Origin of the sequence: Paraburkholderia aspalathi, from assembly GCF_905220735.1 — a bacterium.
GTDB classification, from domain to species: Bacteria; Pseudomonadota; Gammaproteobacteria; order Burkholderiales; family Burkholderiaceae; genus Paraburkholderia; species Paraburkholderia aspalathi.
In genome coordinates, this window is sequence record NZ_CAJNBA010000007.1 from 86,506 (window position 1) to 104,034 (window position 17,529).

Here is a 17,529-nt window from a genome sequence, read left to right on the forward strand (position 1 = left end):
ACACCACGTGACCACGACAAAGGATCTTCACCTGAAGCCGAACGCTCATCCTGTCGCCCTGCCTCGCCGGATTGGACTGCTCGGCGGCACTTTCGATCCGATTCACGACGGCCACCTCGCGCTCGCGCGGCGTTTCGCCGAGGTGCTGAACCTGACCGAGCTGGTGCTGCTGCCGGCCGGACAGCCCTGGCAGAAAACAGACGTGTCAGCGGCTGTTCACAGGCTGGCCATGACCCGCGCCGCCGCCACTGCGTTGGTGCTGCCGGGCGTGACCGTGCGGGTGGCGACCGACGAGATCGAACACGACGGTCCGACATACACGATCAACACGCTGCAGTTATGGCGTGAACGCGAAGGTCCGAATGCGTCGATTGCGCTTCTGATCGGTGCGGATCAACTGGTGCATCTCGACACATGGCGCGACTGGCGGCGCCTGTTCGAGTTTGCTCACATCTGCGCGGCCACGCGCCCCGGTTTCGACCTCGCATCGATTCCGCCCGTGGTCGCTAAAGAAATCGACGCGCGCCGTGCCCGCGCCGACGTTCTGCAAGCCACCCCCTGCGGGCACTTGCTGATCGATACGACGCTTGCGTTCAACGTCTCGGCCACCGACATTCGCGCGCATCTGCGCGAACAGGTGACCCAGCGGCTCGCCCTCGCAGGCGGCGAACCGCAAGACAGGAACCAGGCCCGGGCCGCAAGCCATGTCCCCACTGCGGTGTGGGACTATATTCTTCAACATCATCTGTACCACCGGTAACCCCATGGATATTCGCAAACTGCAACGCGTGATTGTCGACGCTCTCGAAGACGTCAAAGCGCAAGACATCAAGGTGTTCAACACCAGCCACCTGACCGCGCTATTCGATCGCGTGATCGTCGCCTCCGGCACCTCGAACCGCCAGACCAAGGCGCTCGCTTCGAGCGTGCGCGAGAGCGTCAAGGAAAACGGCGGCGACGTCATCAGCACCGAAGGTGACGACGTCGGCGAATGGGTGCTGGTCGATTGCGGCGACGCGATCGTGCACATCCTGCAACCGGCGCTGCGCCAGTACTACAACCTCGAAGAAATCTGGGGCGACAAGCCGGTGCGCCTCAAGCTGTCCACGCCGGATCCGTTCGGCGGCGCGCGCTCAAGCGAGCCGGATGACGAGGACGAAGAAGACGAAGCGCCGGCTGTCAAAAAGCCTGCACGCAAGACGCCGGTACGCCGCAAGTAAGTACGCGGCTGGCAAACCGCTGAAGTCCGCGACGCAAAGTCAGAGCATGCGTGCGCGATTGAAGCGATTGCAGCGCTTGCGCCCCCGATTACATCCGTCATGAAACTGCACATCCTCGCCGTCGGCCACAAGATGCCGGACTGGATCGCCACCGGCTTCGACGAATACGCGAAGCGCATGCCGCCCGAGCTGCGTATCGAGCTGCGCGAGATCAAGCCCGAGCAGCGTTCGTCGGGGCGTCCGGCCGAAAGTGTGATGGCGGCCGAGCGGCAGAAAATCGAAGCCGCGTTGCCGAAGAACGCGCGCATCGTCGCGCTCGATGAACGCGGCAAGGATTGGACCACGATGCAGCTCGCCGGCGCCCTCCCCGGCTGGCAGCAGGACGGCCGCGACGTGGCGTTTCTGATCGGCGGCGCCGACGGGCTCGATCCCGATCTGAAAGCACGCGCCGATATGCTGCTGCGTGTCTCCAGCCTGACGCTGCCGCACGCCATGGTGCGCGTGCTGCTCGCCGAACAGCTTTACCGCGCGTGGACCATCACGCAAAATCACCCCTATCACCGCGTGTGAGCGAACGAGGCGGCTGACGGATCGCGTGTTTGCCGGTCCTGTTGCCTGCGCTGATTGACGCGCTTGTGGACGTGCTTGTGGGCGCATTTGCAGGCGCGTTCATCGATACGCTGATCGACGCGCTTTTCATCGTGTCCTTCGGCTCGTTCATCGTCGCCTGACTGATACGCTCATCGCGCGCGCCTCGCGCATTGACGCAACCCGCCTCATCGAGACCTGTTCATGCCCACGTCCGCCGCTTCGCTGCATCCATTCGTCTACCTCGCTTCCCAAAGTCCGCGCCGCCAGGAGTTGTTGCAACAACTCGGCGTGCGTTTTGAATTGCTCCTGCCGCGTCCCGATGAAGATGCCGAAGCGCTCGAAGTCGAGCTACCCGGCGAGCGGGCGCGCGACTACGTGCAGCGCGTGTGCATCGCGAAGGCGCACGCAGCACGCGCACGTCTCGTGGCAGGCGGCCATGCGGCACGACCGATCCTGGTTGCCGACACAACCGTCACGATCGACGACGCGATCCTCGGCAAGCCCGTCGACGCCGACGATGCCGTCGCGATGCTCACACGTCTCGCGGGCCGCGATCACGAAGTGCTGACGGCCATCGCGGTGGTCGACTCGGAAGGCAGGTTGCTGCCCGCCGCGCTATCGGTATCGAAGGTGCGTTTTGCTGCACTGCAAGCGGACGCCGTGCGCCGCTATGCCGCAAGCGGCGAGCCGCTCGGCAAGGCGGGCGCGTACGGCGTGCAGGGACGCGCCGCGGAGTTTATCGAACATATCGACGGGTCCTATTCAGGTATCATGGGTTTGCCGCTTTTTGAAACCGCTGCCCTCCTGCGTGCAGCGCGCATCGACTTCTAAAATAACACCATGAATGAAGAAATCCTGATCAATGTCACGCCGCAGGAAACGCGCGTCGCGCTCGTCCAGCAAGGCGCCGTCCAGGAACTTCACGTCGAACGAACGCTGTCGCGAGGACGCGTCGGCAATGTCTATCTCGGCAAAGTCGTCCGCGTGTTGCCGGGCATGCAGTCCGCCTTCATCGACATCGGTCTGGAACGCGCCGCGTTCCTCCACGTAGCGGATATCTGGCATCCACGCATTGCGGGCGAACCGCAGCATCAAACGCCGCATCAGCCCATCGAGAAAATCGTCTTCGAAGGTCAGACGTTGATGGTGCAGGTCGTGAAGGATCCCATCGGCACCAAGGGTGCAAGGCTGTCCACGCAAGTGAGTATCGCCGGGCGCACGCTCGTGTATCTGCCGCAGGAGCCGCACATCGGCATCTCGCAGAAGATCGAGAGCGAAGCCGAACGCGAGGCCGTGCGCGCGCGTTTGACTGCCGTGCTGCCCGCCGATGAAAAAGGCGGCTACATCGTGCGCACCATCGCTGAAGATGCAACCAGCGAAGAATTGGCCGGAGACGTCGCGTATCTGCGCAAGACGTGGGCGACCATCATCTCGCAAGGTCAGCGCATGCCGCCGACCAGCCTGCTATATCAGGACCTGAATCTCGCACAACGTGTGCTGCGCGATTTCGTCAACGACGAGACCTCGCGCATTCAGGTCGACTCGCGCGAGACCTATCAGATGCTCGCGGACTTCGCAGCGGAGTTCACGCCGGCGGTGTCGTCGAAGCTGCATCACTACACCGGCGAGCGGCCGCTCTTCGATCTGTACAACATCGAGGCGGAAATCCAGCGCGCATTGTCACGCCGGGTCGATCTGAAGTCGGGCGGCTATCTGGTGATCGACCAGACCGAAGCGATGACTACCATCGACGTGAACACCGGCGGCTACGTCGGCGCGCGCAACTTCGACGATACGATCTTCAAGACCAACCTCGAAGCCGCGCACACCATCGCGCGGCAATTGCGGCTGCGCAATCTGGGCGGCGTGATCATCATCGACTTCATCGATATGGAGAACATCGAGCATCGCGATCAGGTGCTTGGTGAGTTGAAGAAGGCGCTCTCGCGCGATCGCACGCGTGTGACCGTGAACGGTTTCTCGCAGCTCGGACTCGTGGAGATGACACGCAAGCGCACGCGTGAATCGTTAGCGCATGTGCTGTGCGAGCCCTGCCCGGTTTGCCAGGGCAAGGGGCAGGTCAAGACCTCGCGCACGGTGTGCTACGACGTGCTGCGCGAAATTCTGCGCGAGTCGCGGCAGTTCAATCCGCGCGAGTTTCGCGTGGTGGCGTCGCAGCAGGTGATCGATCTTTTCCTCGAGGAAGAATCGCAGCATCTGGCGATGCTGATCGATTTCATCGGCAAGCCGGTATCGTTGCAGGTGGAATCGAATTTGAGCCAGGAGCAGTACGACATCGTGTTGATGTGACGTCGGTCGAGGCGCTCCGTGGCGCCTCATAGCCCACCTGATCGAAGCCTCCCGGCTCAATGATTTAACCCCCTCCACTCGCGAGACTTCTTAAAGGAGTCTCGCGACGTTCGTCCAGCTTCCGCGCAGATACTCAACGTCCGGCGCGGCACTTTCTCCGGGTTTTGGTTGATTTAAAACCGAAAACCCCTCACTACAATGAACGTTGCACTGCTGCTTGATCGTCTGGAAAGAACGTCATAACTCGCCGGATTTAGGGGGCGCAGCATGTTGAACGCGGAAGATCTCTACGAAAGCCAGCACTGGCGCGAACTCGACTTACGCGACAAGATCGACTCGCGACTGCAGTCATCCCTCACGCTTGTTACTGCGATTATTGGCGCGCTTAGTTTTCTGCTGACTAACGTCGATATCGGGCACACGCATGGTCTCGCAGACTATTTGTTTTTTACGCTTCTGGCGATCACCTTTGCGCTACTGTTTTTATCCGGGTTTTACTTTTTCAGATCCTCAGTGGGTTCGCTCTTCCACAGAAACACGTACAAAACCCTTCCCGTGTCGACGGAGCTGGATAGATACAAGCGTGGATGGGACGCTACGATAGCCAGATCGCCCCAGACGGCACAGGCGCAAGGAATAACATCGGCAGACGAGCTTAAAAAGCTATTAATAGAAAATTATCTCGCACGCCAGGAAACCAACGCAAAAATCAACGACGAACGCGCGAAGAATATTTCCAACATCAATCTCCTCGTCGTAGTTGAGGCCCTGCTAACCGCAGCCGCTTTCTCGATCTTCTATTTAGGCGGTCTGAATAAGGCAGACCTCCCGAAAACCCAGGATATAAAAATAACAGCACCGATCGATATACGCAGCATGCCTTCTACCCAGCAAAACCAATGTTTCTTCTGGTTTCCGCCCACGGAATACCTGCACGGGTCCCGGACCAGCAAGGGGCATAGTAAATAAGCGCCTTTGAGCGCCTAGAACGTTCCGATACACATGGAGGTTGCCATGCAAGTCAGGTTCAATCCGGCCAAGGACGATTCGCCTGTCGGGCCCATCTCGAGCACGCCTCCAGAACCGCCGCTGGAGCCGCCGGCAAAACCGCTTCCCCGAGATCTGCCGTTCAGAGGCCCACCCGATCCACAAAAGCAGCCGCTCGTCGACGTTGCTTGAGTAGGCGAAATAGTCTGCACGTCACTTCGAAGCCGGCAGTCACCGCGGGTCGTTGGGGGCTGAGGTTTTGCTCACGCCCTTCTGCAAACGGTGCCTGCCGCGCAAACAGCCTCGGATTTCTGTTCCCCCATCTCTCCCGGCCCTCAATTTCCTCATTGACGCCGTTCGAACGAGTCGCGTATAACCATCCCATTGGATGTTAATTGGATGGCGTACGGATGTTTAACGAACGCCGAACGGAATATAAATGGCCAACCTCAAACTCATCGACACCTCCCGCCCCAAAGGCGGCGAGACCGAAAAGATCACCATCAATCTCGGCCCAATCGACCTGGGCCAGATCGACCTGCTCGTCGAAGAAGGCTTTTACTCGAACCGCACCGACCTGATTCGCACGGCGATCCGCAACCAGCTCGCCATCCACGCGCAGGTCGTCACGGAAACGGTGACCCGGCGCGCGCTGGTGCTCGGCCTGCAACACTTCTCGAAACAGGACCTCGAAGCCGCTCAAGCCGCCAACGAGCGGCTGGACATTCACGTGCTCGGCCTCGCCAGCATCGCAGCCGATGTGCCGCCGGAACTTGCGGCGGCCGCGATCGCATCGGTGGTGGTGCTCGGCGCGTTTCACGCGTCGCCCGCGGTCAAGGCGGCGCTCGCCGGACGCATCAGGTAGGCGTGCCCGGCATGGCTGATTCGTTGGTTGAAGCCATGCTGAGGCCGTGAAGCTCATCGCCTGACTCCGTCACGCGCAATGTAAGTCAACGCAGTCACTGCCGATCATGAAAATGAATGAAGATTTCCTGAAGTCGATGAAAGAAGCCTTCGACCTGCTGCGCACAAAGGGGCCGAAGGAAGCGACCGCCGCGGTCCAGCGCGCACTCGCAGGCAGCAAGGCCGACGCAGGCAAGGTGCAAACTCCGCCCATGCCGCAGAGTGTCAACGAATGGGCACAAGCGTGGACGCAGCCGCAATCCCACGCCAACGCCGCACCGCACGCCCCTGCCGAGCGCACTTTCGACGCCGACACCCCCGGCACATTCAGCACCCACACCTTCAGCAACAGCGCGGGCCAACGCCAATACAAACTCTACGTCCCCGCCGTCTACAAGAGCGAACCGTTGCCGCTCATCGTGATGCTGCACGGCTGCACGCAAAACGCCGACGACTTCGCGGCCGGCACGCGCATGAACGAAATGGCCGAGCGTCATGGCTTCATCGTTGTGTATCCGAATCAGTCGCAAGCCGCCAATCCGTCGACCTGCTGGAACTGGTTCAAGCCGGCCGACCAGCAGCGCGATCTGGGCGAACCGTCGTTGATCGCGGGCATCACGCGTGAGGTGATGGCGCGTTATCGCGTCGATCCGGCGCGGGTTTATGTGGCGGGTCTGTCGGCAGGTGGCGCCATGGCGGACGTCCTGCTCAAAACCTCGCCCGATCTGTACGCCGCGGCCTGCGTGCATTCCGGCCTCGCCTACGGAAGCGCGAAGGATCTGCCTTCGGCGCTCGCCGCGATGAAAGGCGGCAAAGCGCATCGCAGCCGCTCACGCGTCGAACCGCAACGCCCGCTCATCGTGTTTCATGGCGACGCGGACACGACAGTGCATCCCTCGAACGCCACCGCGCTCTTAGCGGGCTTCGATGGCGGAGTCACGACACTCAAACCGCTGTCGCACGCCGCAGGCACGGCGAGCGGCCAGCGCGCTTGCACGGTGCAACGGTTCGTCGCGGCGAACGGAGCCGAAGCGGAGTACTGGTCGATCCATGGCGCGGGCCACGCATGGGCCGGCGGCAGTCAGCGCGGCACGTACACGGACCCATCCGGCCCCGATGCGACGGCCGAAATGCTGCGCTTCTTCCTCGCGCATCCGCGTACATAAGGCGCACAGTAAGCGCCATTCGACTGACGAATCATTTTGACGAAAACGCTGTACATCCTGCCGCAAAGGTATAAAGTGGCTCATGTTGCAGCGCAGCAAAATCACTGCGCCGCGTCGACCTGCTGTCTCGTGTGAGACCTGGCCTCCGAAATCCTTTGGGCGCCTGCCCCGGGTCACTTTGGAGATCACTTATGCACAGCCCCGCGATCGAACATAGCGCAGCCTTCGGCCAACGCACTTTCGACATCTTCACCAACCTGCAGCTCGATGGGCTGGCATGTCTGCAAAAGCTCGGCGAACTCAATCTCGCGGCACTGAAGGCATCCGTCACCGAAAGCAAGAGCGCATTGTCGGCCGGCCAGTTCAACACCGCGCCCTTCGCCGGCGTGTCCGATTTGCAGCAGCAACTCGTGCAACGCACCTTGTCGTACGCGCAGCACGTCAAGGAAATTGACGCGCAGTTCACCGCGGCGTTGACCAAGGCAGGCGAATCACTGCGCGAAGAGTTCGGCGCAAATGTGGCGCAACTCGGTTCGGGCTTCGGCCAAACCACGCCGTTCAGCTCGGATAGCGCATTCGGGGCAATGCAATCCGTGATGGCCTCGATGATTCATTCGAGCAATGTGGTGCAGGACAGCATCAAGCGCGCATCCGGTATGGCCGGCACAGCGCTCACCACCGCAGACGACGCAGCAAAATAAGTCTCGTGTCGTAACTCGAGCAGACGAAAAGGGGCCATTCGGCCCCTTTCTCTTTTCCGGTTAGCTTGGGCGACACGCGTCTTGCGCGAAGTACGGCGCGCTGCGGCGACTGCACGCCTACGACTTCAAGTTGGCCACGGGATTGCCGAAGTCAACCGCCGATCGTCAACCCGTGCCCAACGGCTTCAGCAAATTGCGCAACGCCGCGATGGTGATGGGTCGCGAGAACCAGAATCCCTGCGCCTCGTCGCAGCCGAGCGCTTCCAGTTGCGCAGCCTGTTCGGCTGTCTCCACACCTTCAGCCGTCACCCGCAATTTCAACGCATGAGCCATGGCGATAATGGCGCCGACGAGCGCCGCGCACTGCGGATCGGTACTCATGCGCATCACAAACGAGCGATCGATTTTCAGACGATTCAGCGGAAAGCGCGTGAGATAAGCAAGGCTTGAATAGCCGGTGCCGAAATCATCCACCGCGACTTCAACGCCCAATTCGCGCAACGCATGCAGCGTCTGCAGTGCCAGCTCGGTGTCGCCCAGCAGCACGCCCTCGGTGATTTCCACTTCAAGGTACGAAGGGTCGAGCGCGGCATCTTCGAGCGCCTCGCGGATCGTCTCGAACAGATTGTGCCGCTGGAACTGCTGCGGGGACACGTTCACCGCGACCCGCGGCAAGGTGCCGGTGAGCCGCAACAATTTGCCGGCGTCGCGGCACGCGGTACGGATCACCCACTCGCCGATCTGCTCGATCAGGCCCGACTCTTCAGCAACCGGTACGAACTCGACCGGACTGATCAGCCCACGCTGCGGATGATTCCAGCGCAGCAGCGTCTCCACCTGCGCGATGCGGCCATTGGAAAGCGTCACCTGCGGCTGATACACGAGGTGCAATTGCTGACGCTCGAGCGCTTCGCGCAGCATCGTCTCCAGTTCGAAGCGTCGCGCCGCCTGGCCTTCGAGCGCGGTGGAAAAGCGCCGCACCGCATTGCCGTTCACCGCCGAAGCCGCCGACAACGCCACACCCGCGCGACGCATCAGCGTCGGGGCATCGGCGCCGTCCGCAGGATAGGCGACGACGCCGATACTCGCCGTGATGTTCAGCGCGGTACCCGCGTAGTCGATCGATTCGGCGATGCGGCCCAGCGCCTCAGCGGCGAAAGCATCGGCCGCCGCGCCGGTTTCGTTGATCAGCAGCGCGAATTGCGTGCCGCCGATCGAGGCGATCGTACCGTCGTTGGGAAAGAGACCGCGCAGCCGTTCGCCGACGATCTGCAACACCAGTTCAGCCGCATGCAAACCGAGCGCATCGCGCAGTTTGCGCAAATGATCGAGTTCGGCAATCAACACGGTAAAGCCATCGCCGTTGCGCTGGCAGCGCGCGATCGTCAACTCGAGGCGTTCGGTGAAAAGCGTCTGATTGGGCAGGCGGGTCACGCCGTCGTGATGCGAGACGTACCACAGGCGCGCCTCGGACTGCGCGTAGCGCGTCATGTCGATGGCAATGCCGACATAACGGGCCGGGCCCGTGTCTACACCACCGGGATGTGCGGGCTCGGCGACGAGCGGCGCCAGCGCGAACACCACGCGAATCGGGGTGCCGTTGCGCCGCACATAGGACCATTCGTCTTCATAGCGTGAGCCTAGCGCCGACAGCGGCGGCAATTCGGCGCGCCGCCTCGCGAGTTCGGCCGGGTCGAGCAGGGACTCAAAAGTGCGCCGGCCGATCAATTCTTCGGCGGTAAAACCGGTCAGCTTCTCGAAAGCTGCGTTGACGGAGTCGAACGTGCCGTCGGCTGTGCAGATGAACATGCCGTAAGGCGCCGCCGCAAGCGCGGCGTCGCGTGTGCGCGTCTCGGCGTAGGGGTGAACTTGCATCGCGCCGGCCTTTGAATTTCCTGGATATTAAAAGCGAATGAGGAAAGCGGATGAGCGTCTCTCCTGACGCGCACCGCGCAACCGGCAAACCCGGCGTTTCGGTCTGATCCGCCGGGTAACGTTCGTATGATAGCGGCTTTCCTGGCCGGGTCCACCGCACCAGCCGCACGTTCTTCGCGGCAATCGTTTCCCTTGGTGTATTCCCCGATTCGGGCAGCGGCACGCCCGTCATCGCGTGCATCATAAAGCGCTGGCTATTACCGGGATACTCCGCGCCCTATGACTCAACGTGCGCCGGCCTTCGACGCCTTCGCACAGGGCTTCGCCGGATTGACGACCGCTATATCCGTCGATATATTTCGCTCGCGATCCTTCGACAAAAACACTGCCCCACGGCATGGATCCGCACGAAACAGGGTCCCGTTTTTCATGTCCAAGGAAGTCATCGATTCGCACCTTCTCAAGGTGCTGCACACGCTACTGACCGAATCGAGCGTCTCGCGCACCGCAACGCTGCTCGGACAATCGCAGCCGACCGTCAGCGTGGCGCTGCGCAAACTGCGCGACATGACCGGCGATCCGCTGCTGGTGCGCAGCGGCAGCCGGATGGTTCTCACCGCGCACGCACTCACGCTGATCGAACCCACGGCGCAAGCGCTGAACAGTATCGCGGCCATTCTGCATCCCACCTCGTCGTTCAATCCGGCCACCACCAGCCAGACCTTTCGGATCGGCTCGCCGGATTATCTCGATGCGTTCTTCGTCCCCGCCGTAGTCGATGCGTTTCATCGCGAAGCGCCGGGTGCAAAGCTCGAGTTCCGGCATCTGATGATGGTGGACGGCGGCTATGAACATGGACTGGAAAGCGGTTTTCTCGATCTGGTGATCGGCAACTGGCGCACACCACCGGAGCATCTGCATTTGCAGCCGCTGTGCAAGGACGAACTGGTGTGCCTGATGCGCAACGGCCACCCGATCAAACCGGGGCGGCTTAGCAAGCCCGTCTACGAAGAAGCGGAACATCTGGCCGTGATGACGTACAACACAACATCGTGGGGCACGGTCGACGTCGAACTTGCGCGCAGCGGCCTATCGCGCACCGTCACTACGACGCTGCCCTACTTTGGCATGGCGCCCTACGTTTTAGCGCGCTCCAATCTGCTGTTCACTACCACCCGTGCGCTCGCCACGCATTACACCAGGATGCTGCCGCTGCGTATCGAGCCGATTCCCGGCGAGCCGCAGGCGCTCACCTACTATCAACTCTGGCACGACCGCACGCATCGCAGCGTCGCCGCGATCTGGTTGCGCAGGCTGATCGCCAACGTCGCGAAAGATCTGGCTTCCTAAGCGTTCGTCACCGGCGCGCACATCTTTCAAACAGATAAAAAAACGCCGCAAGCAGAGCTTGCGGCGCGAATGCGATCATCGGATGTGTTGCAGGTGACAGGCCCTTAAAACACCGAGCGATCACAAAGCGAGGTCGGTCAGACGGAACATTGTTATGGGTCAGCTGGTCGCTAATGGCCCCTCTGTCATGGCCTTGATCAGAGCGGCCTTGCCTTCGATCGACGCGCCGAGCAAGGCGAAGCCCAACGGACGCTCGCTGGTGGCATGCCAGCACACGGCGCGCGCCGCATGCTTCGCCGCGTCGCCGGCGGTTTCGATCGACCACGCGCCCTCGCCCTCGGGTGTCACGACGACGGCGGGACTCGCGGGCGTCTTCACGGTAATCGGCATCACCGGAAAAGCGACGCGGGTCGGCTGCCCGGCCAGGGTGCGCGCGAGCGCTCGCGCGGCGTGCATGATCGGCAGGATATACGGCTGCACCTTGCCGTCGATCGCGGCACAGTCGCCGAGTGCGTAGATATCCGGTGCGCTGGTGCGGCACCACGCATCGGTTCGAATGCCCTGATCGATCTCGAGACCCGCAGCAGCCGCCAACGCCGTACGCGGCACAAGGCCGACTGCCGACACGACCAGATCCGCAACGATCGGCTCACCGTCGGCGAACGTCAGCCGATAACCGTCCGACAAGCGATCGATACGATCCACACTGCGGCCAGGATGAAAACGGATGCCGCCATCGTCAAGCGCGCGGGCGAAAATCTCACCCACATCTTGCGGAAGCAAGCGAGCCAGCGGCGTGGAAGCCGGATCGATCAGGTTGACCGCATAACCGGCGGCGGCCAGATCGTTGGCAAACTCGCAGCCGATCAGACCCGCGCCCAGAATCGCCACCGAGCGGCAACGCGTGAGCGCCAATCTGAAGCGCGCGTAATCGCCAAGGTCGTTGATCGACATCACGTCGGCCGCGCCATCACCCGCCACCTTCAGGCGCCGAGGGTCCGCGCCCATGGCCAGCACCAGCTTGCTGTAGCCGAGCAACGCGTTGTCGACCACCAGCGTGTGCTCGGCCGGCAAAATGCGCTCCACACGCTGATTGACACGAATCCACGCGCCCAGTTGCGCCGCCATCGCCATGGCGTCGAAACTCGCCAACGCTTGCGGCTCTTTCTTCATCGCCAGTGCATTCGACAACATCGGCTTCGAATAGAAGCTGCCGTCATCGCGGCTGATCATCACGATCGGCACGGTGCTATCGAGCTTGCGCAATTCGCGCGCAACCGTATAGCCCGCCATGCCCGTACCGACGATCACCACCGGCTGTCCTTTGTCTTCATGCTGAGCGGCCGTCATGCGATCACCTGCATTTCAAAGTCGTGTTTGCCGGTCGCACAGTCCGGGCACAACCAGTCGTCCGGTACATCTTCCCAACGCGTGCCCGGCGCGATGCCCGCTTCCGGCAGACCCAGTGCTTCGTCATAGCGAAAGCCGCAGATCACGCATTCCCATACTTTCATGACTTCTCTCCCGAATCACCAATCACTCGTCACAAACCCGCGCCGCGAACTAGCGCACATAGGCCTGGCCGAGGCCGATCTCGGCCAGCGCCCGACGGTAGGCACCCGACGAACGGTCGGCGAGAATCGGCGCTTCCGCCGCGCGGTCGATCGGCAGATCTTCCGGGCGCTGCTGTTCGACGATCGCTCGATCTTCTTCGAACACCTGACGGTTGAACGCGTAGACGTCCTCGAGCGGCAAATCCTTATCGAAGTTGCGCACGATCGGCACGAACAGACGCGTCTTGCGCGCGGACACCGGGCTCGCGGCATTCAGGATCGACAGACGGCCATTGTCGGGAAAATGCACGGTCAGGCGCGCAAAGAACGGCACGTCCACGTCGAAGAAGCGATGCCACAGATAGCCCTCAGGTGCGCGATGCTGCATCGACTTCGGGAAGTTGCTGACCGTGCTTGCGTACTCCGCGTGCATGCCGCGTTCGCGCCGCTCGACCGAATACTGCGGTACCACCGGGTTATGCCGGTCGGCAAAACTGTCATGGTGGATCCACGCGAAATGCGCGACGTCGATGAAGCCTTCGGTCTGACGTCCCGCCGAAGCGTTGATGTCGATCGAGGGCGGCAGAATCTGCTGGAAATCGGGATCGTTCCAGTTGGGAAACGCGGGCAACGCTTCGGTGCCGCCACCCAACGAGACCCACACGAGACCGTAAGCTTCCTGCGTCGCATACGTGACAAGATGCAGGCGCTCGGGAATCGGGCCGTCCGTTTGCGACGGAATGTGCTTGCACTTGCCGTCGTTGCCGTACGCGAGGCCGTGATACGGGCACACGATGTTGCCGTTATCGACCCACCCCTGGCTGAGCGGCGCGCCGCGATGCGGACAGACATCGCGCGCGCTCACCAACTGGCCGTTCGAGCGGAACACAACCAGAGGCTCGTCGAGCAGCGTCACACTGATGGGTTTGTCGGTCACGTCGGCGGCGAACGCCACCGGATGCCAGTAGCGGCTGAGAATCTCCCAGTCGTGGCTATCGAAGGTGCAATTACGGGGTAAAGCGGGGGAACGTTGGAATGTCAGCGGCCTGGTGGTGGCGGTGGCAGTAGCGGTGGCGGAACTCATGCATGTCTCCAAAACCTGGTGGGGGTTCGTCGCGCTCATGTGTTTTCCTGAACGCGTGGAGAGAACGATAGCGGGATGAGGTCCGCCGACCCATCCCCTGAAATGCATCTAGTCTATGTATGAAAATGCATAGGGTGCCACCGCACCAGTGGATCAGCGCCGCCTGAAACGCTTAGGCTGCGCGCGGCAGCGCGGCTTCGATAAACACCGCGCACAGTGCTTCCATGCCCTTCGCGTCTTCTTCATCGAAGCGCGCGACGACCGGACTGTCGACATCCCACACGCCGATCAGCGTGCCATCCGGTGCCACCAGCGGCACGACGATTTCCGATTGCGACGCCGAATCGCAGGCGATATGACCGGGGAATTCATGCACGTCGCGCACCACTTGCGTCTGACGGGTTTGCGCCGCCGTGCCGCACACGCCCTTGCCGAGCGCGATGCGCACGCAGGCGGGCTTGCCCTGGAAAGGCCCGACCACCAGTTCGCGGCCGTCGTGGAAGTAGAAGCCGGCCCAGTTCAGATCGCTCAGGGAATGGAACACGAACGCGGAGAAATTCGCGGCGTTGGCGATCCAGTCGGTTTCGCCGGCGAGCAGCGCGCGCGCCTGGGCGACCAGTTCTTCGTATTGCGCGGCTTTGGGGAGATGCGAGGCGGAGGAGACTTCGAACATGACGGCGTCCGTAATGAAAGCGGAAAGAGGAAGAGCGAGGCGTGCAGTGTAAATCAAGCCGCCGTTTCCTTCACGGCACGCCGCGCTGCGCATGCTGCCCTCTTTCCGTTCGATCCACGAGCGCCCTGATAAAGCGTTGTCCGGACGTCGAGCCTGCGAACAACGCCATGCGTCGATCGTTATTCGACGCCGATGATCACGCTCGATGCCTTGAAGATCGCCGTCGCCGCCTTACCGCTCGCGAGGCCGAGGCGGTCGACGCTTTCATTGGTGATGATCGCGGCGATCTGCGCGCCGCCCGCGCTGATGGTCACTTCCGAATTCACCGCGCCCTTGGTCACTGCTGACACCGTACCTGCGATGCAATTGCGCGCCGACACCTGGCTCTTCGCGACGTCGACCATCACGATCACCGACGACGCTTTGACCAGCGCAAAAGCTTTCTTGCCGGCAGCGAGGCCGAGCGACGTCGCACTGCCGTGCGTAATGATTGCGACGATCTCGAGACCGTCCGGGGTGCGCAACGTGACTTCGTCGTTCACGGCACCGTGTTTGACTTCGGCGACTTCGCCGGCGAATTGATTGCGTGCGCTGGTTTGCATGTTGTTCTCCTGGTTGTGGAGCCTCGTGAAAGACGCTTCGAGGCAATGTGTCGAGTGTAAGGAAACGCCCGGCATGTGTGGTCGCTCGCACGTGAAGTGCGGTATGGCACAGCCGCTATTGACGATTCGAACCCCAATGAAACCACATAAACGTTGTGTAAATACACTCATAGCGCCGCGGCCACCGCGCGACACCGTATCATCGGGCCCTTGGACCATCACCGTCGAACTCCATGCCTGTCGCTGTTCTGCCCCGCTTTGCCGCATGCCTCGCCGCCCGCTTGCCGCACGCCCGCCGCGCCGCCACGCTATGCGCCGCGCTCGCAGCCGCCGCTACCTTCGCCGCCTGCAGCAATCCAGCGCCGACCCGAGATGCCCATACCAGCGTCGACACCGTCGCACTGTTCCCGATCGCCAACTACGACCAGAACGTCGACCACTGGCTCGAACCGGATAACCTCGGCTACGACCGGCCGTTCCTGAGTCCGGCAGATCAGCAGGCACACTTCAGCGCCCTCTACGCGCGCTATTTCGGCACCGGCACGAGCGCGCCGTCGCCATGGAATTCCGCTTACGTGGCGATGCGCGTCTATCGCCAGCAAGGCGCGGACATTGTCGCGCTGCAGCAGCGCCGCATCGACAAGTTCGACAACACCGGCAAGAGCGGTGCGGCGCTCGGCTACGGCGAGAATTTCCGTCCGCACGATAAGGCATGGATCGACGCCATTGCGCAAAACATGGATGTCGGCCAGTTCACGCAGAAGGCCGTCTACCAGTCCGAAAGTCGCGCGATCGCCACCGGCAACCTGATGGTGCGCGAACTGCCGACCACGGACCCGTCGTTCTACGATCACCACCTCGCCGGCGAAGGCTATCCGTTCGACAACCTGCAGATCTCGGCAGTACGTCCAGGCACGCCGCTGTACGTGCTGGGCAGCAGCGTCGACGGCGCGTGGCGCTACGTGCAGACGCCCGACGTGCAAGGCTGGGTGCGCACAGAAGGCGTCGGCCTGACTGACGACGCCTTCGTCGACACGTGGCGCGCCGCCACGGCAAAGTCTCTGGGCGCCGTGATAGTCGCCTCAGCGCCGGTGCGCGACAGCCGCGGTGTGTTCCGTTTCGACGCGCCCGCCGGCACGCTGCTGCCGCTCGCCCCGGACAACGCCATGCGGCCGGCACCTCAGGCAAATAAACCCGCGAGCGAAGCTGCCAGCGCCACCGCCGCGCGCAAACTCCTCGTCCCGGCCCGCGATGTGGACGGCCACGCGATCATCCGCACCGCCCAACTGAACGATGCGCAGATCGCTCCGATGCCGCTCGCCGCCACCCCGCGGCATCTGGCAACGCTGATGAAAACGCTGATCGGCCGGCCGTACGGCTGGGGCAATAGCGGCCTCTACAACGACTGTTCGTCGGAACTGCAAAGCATCTTCGCGGCGTTCGGCGTGTGGCTGCCGCGCCATTCGTCGACGCAGATGAGCGCCGGACGCATGATCGATCTATCCGCGTCGACGCCGGCGCAACGGCTCGACTACCTCGCCCAGCATGGTGAACCGCTACGCACGCTGATTTACATTGGAGGGCATGTGATGCTGTACATCGGCAACACGACCCGCAACGGCATGGCCGTGCCGGTGGTCTACCAGGACGTGTGGGGCTTGCGTCCGGCCGACAATAGCCGGCGCGCGGTGATCGGCGGCTCGGTGATCCTGCCGCTGTTCGAGCACATCCCGGAAGACGCGACCTTGCAATCGCTCGCGGCCACGCCGACGTTCCAGATCAGCATTCTCGGCGCGCCGGGCGGCGGCGCGGCGACGCCGGCGACCCCTTCCTCACCCGCCGCACCGCCGGACGACGACAATCCGGCCGGCTGACTCATCGCACCGCACCGCACGGGCGTGCTCAAAAAATATTTTTCCCGGAGTGTCGATTCGACGGTGATCCACTCGTCGTAACGTTGAAGGCCTGGCTCGCGCAGCCGGTCTTTCAACTCACGAACCTGTTAATTCAAGGAGTCGCCGTCATGTCCAGCCCTGCTGTCAAACCGATCCCGGACGGGATGCACTCGCTTACCCCGTATCTGATTTGCGCCAACGCCGCGGAAGCCATCGCGTTCTACATCAAGGCTTTCAACGCCGTCGAGCAACACCGTCTGCCCGGTCCCGGCGGCAAAGTGATGCACGCCAGCCTGAAGATCGGCGACTCCATGCTGATGCTGACCGACGAATGGCCCGACCACAACGCGCTGGGCCCGAACGCGCTGAAAGGCACGCCGGTCACGATTCACTACTACGTCGAGGATGTCGACGCCAGTTTCAAGCAGGCCGTCGAGGCCGGCGCGACCGTCGTCATGCCGCCTGCCGACATGTTCTGGGGCGACCGCTACGGTCAGTTGAAGGACCCGTTCGGCCACAGCTGGTCGCTCGCCACGCACAAGCGCGACCTGACGCCGGAACAGATTCAGGAAGGCATGCAGGGGATGCAAGGCGCGGAGTGCGGCAAGCAATAAGTTGG

19 protein-coding genes are annotated in these 17,529 nt (G+C 62.3%); 13 read left to right on the plus strand and 6 right to left on the minus strand.

From position 1 onward, the window contains the following. Positions 1–7: 7 nt before the first annotated feature. The 10 genes from KHO30_RS31360 (at position 8) to KHO30_RS31400 (ending at position 7,878) form a co-directional block, all read left to right on the plus strand. The gene (locus KHO30_RS31360) at positions 8–760 is read left to right on the plus strand and encodes a nicotinate-nucleotide adenylyltransferase (RefSeq protein WP_200620048.1); all 753 of its coding nucleotides are present in this window, start codon (positions 8–10) and stop codon (positions 758–760) included. A gap of 4 nt (positions 761–764) precedes the next feature. Further along, the gene (gene rsfS, locus KHO30_RS31365; protein WP_200564433.1) at positions 765–1,220 is read left to right on the plus strand and encodes a ribosome silencing factor; all 456 of its coding nucleotides are present in this window, start codon (positions 765–767) and stop codon (positions 1,218–1,220) included. 99 nt (positions 1,221–1,319) lie between these two features. After that, on the plus strand, positions 1,320–1,790 hold the full coding sequence (gene rlmH, locus KHO30_RS31370; protein ID WP_093639533.1) for a 23S rRNA (pseudouridine(1915)-N(3))-methyltransferase RlmH: 471 nt from the start codon (positions 1,320–1,322) through the stop codon (positions 1,788–1,790). 29 nt (positions 1,791–1,819) lie between these two features. Continuing rightward, positions 1,820–1,951 (plus strand): hypothetical protein, encoded by a 132-nt coding sequence (locus KHO30_RS39605; protein ID WP_266211099.1) that lies wholly within the window; start codon positions 1,820–1,822, stop codon positions 1,949–1,951. A 61-nt stretch (positions 1,952–2,012) separates the two neighbouring features. Beyond that, positions 2,013–2,642, plus strand: coding sequence for a Maf family protein (locus KHO30_RS31375; protein ID WP_211703254.1), 630 nt, complete (start codon positions 2,013–2,015; stop codon positions 2,640–2,642). Positions 2,643–2,651: 9 nt separating this feature from the next. Continuing rightward, a complete protein-coding gene (gene rng / locus KHO30_RS31380; RefSeq protein WP_093639528.1) occupies positions 2,652–4,121 on the plus strand; it encodes a ribonuclease G in 1,470 nt (489 codons plus the stop codon). Between the two features lie 267 nt (positions 4,122–4,388). Further along, on the plus strand, positions 4,389–5,090 hold the full coding sequence (locus KHO30_RS31385) for a hypothetical protein (RefSeq protein ID WP_200620047.1): 702 nt from the start codon (positions 4,389–4,391) through the stop codon (positions 5,088–5,090). 457 nt (positions 5,091–5,547) lie between these two features. After that, the gene (locus KHO30_RS31390; protein ID WP_200621795.1) at positions 5,548–5,973 is read left to right on the plus strand and encodes a CopG family transcriptional regulator; all 426 of its coding nucleotides are present in this window, start codon (positions 5,548–5,550) and stop codon (positions 5,971–5,973) included. Positions 5,974–6,079: 106 nt separating this feature from the next. Then, positions 6,080–7,177 carry an extracellular catalytic domain type 1 short-chain-length polyhydroxyalkanoate depolymerase gene (locus KHO30_RS31395; protein WP_211703255.1) on the plus strand — a complete coding sequence of 366 codons (1,098 nt, stop codon included), beginning with the start codon at positions 6,080–6,082 and terminating at the stop codon, positions 7,175–7,177. Positions 7,178–7,368: 191 nt separating this feature from the next. Further along, positions 7,369–7,878, plus strand: coding sequence for a phasin family protein (locus KHO30_RS31400; RefSeq protein WP_093639516.1), 510 nt, complete (start codon positions 7,369–7,371; stop codon positions 7,876–7,878). A 165-nt stretch (positions 7,879–8,043) separates the two neighbouring features. Here KHO30_RS31400 and KHO30_RS31405 read toward each other — a convergent pair whose 3' ends face one another. After that, positions 8,044–9,753, minus strand: coding sequence for a putative bifunctional diguanylate cyclase/phosphodiesterase (locus KHO30_RS31405; protein WP_093639513.1), 1,710 nt, complete (start codon positions 9,751–9,753; stop codon positions 8,044–8,046). Positions 9,754–10,182: 429 nt separating this feature from the next. Here KHO30_RS31405 and KHO30_RS31410 point away from each other — a divergent pair, with 429 nt between their 5' ends. Further along, positions 10,183–11,103, plus strand: a complete 921-nt coding sequence (locus KHO30_RS31410) for a LysR family transcriptional regulator (RefSeq protein WP_211703256.1) — start codon at positions 10,183–10,185, stop codon at positions 11,101–11,103. Between the two features lie 159 nt (positions 11,104–11,262). Here KHO30_RS31410 and KHO30_RS31415 read toward each other — a convergent pair whose 3' ends face one another. From KHO30_RS31415 to KHO30_RS31435, 5 genes are all read right to left on the minus strand, one after another. Continuing rightward, positions 11,263–12,453, minus strand: a complete 1,191-nt coding sequence (locus tag KHO30_RS31415; RefSeq protein WP_211703257.1) for an NAD(P)/FAD-dependent oxidoreductase — start codon at positions 12,451–12,453, stop codon at positions 11,263–11,265. Continuing rightward, positions 12,450–12,617 (minus strand): rubredoxin, encoded by a 168-nt coding sequence (locus KHO30_RS31420; RefSeq protein ID WP_093639504.1) that lies wholly within the window; start codon positions 12,615–12,617, stop codon positions 12,450–12,452. The genes KHO30_RS31415 and KHO30_RS31420 overlap by 4 nt, the downstream gene beginning before the upstream one ends. A 49-nt stretch (positions 12,618–12,666) precedes the next feature. Continuing rightward, positions 12,667–13,740, minus strand: coding sequence for an aromatic ring-hydroxylating oxygenase subunit alpha (locus tag KHO30_RS31425; RefSeq protein ID WP_211703258.1), 1,074 nt, complete (start codon positions 13,738–13,740; stop codon positions 12,667–12,669). 172 nt (positions 13,741–13,912) lie between these two features. Then, complete coding sequence (locus KHO30_RS31430; RefSeq protein WP_093639740.1) at positions 13,913–14,413, minus strand: GAF domain-containing protein; 501 nt, start codon at positions 14,411–14,413, stop codon at positions 13,913–13,915. A gap of 179 nt (positions 14,414–14,592) precedes the next feature. After that, positions 14,593–15,015 (minus strand): TOBE domain-containing protein, encoded by a 423-nt coding sequence (locus KHO30_RS31435; RefSeq protein WP_093639496.1) that lies wholly within the window; start codon positions 15,013–15,015, stop codon positions 14,593–14,595. A 233-nt stretch (positions 15,016–15,248) separates the two neighbouring features. Between KHO30_RS31435 and KHO30_RS31440 the strand changes: the two genes are divergently transcribed. After that, entirely contained in the window at positions 15,249–16,889 is a 1,641-nt protein-coding gene (locus KHO30_RS31440) for an SH3 domain-containing C40 family peptidase (protein WP_211703259.1), read from the plus strand. Positions 16,890–17,038: 149 nt separating this feature from the next. Then, on the plus strand, positions 17,039–17,524 hold the full coding sequence (locus tag KHO30_RS31445; protein WP_093639737.1) for a VOC family protein: 486 nt from the start codon (positions 17,039–17,041) through the stop codon (positions 17,522–17,524). Positions 17,525–17,529: the final 5 nt, after the last annotated feature.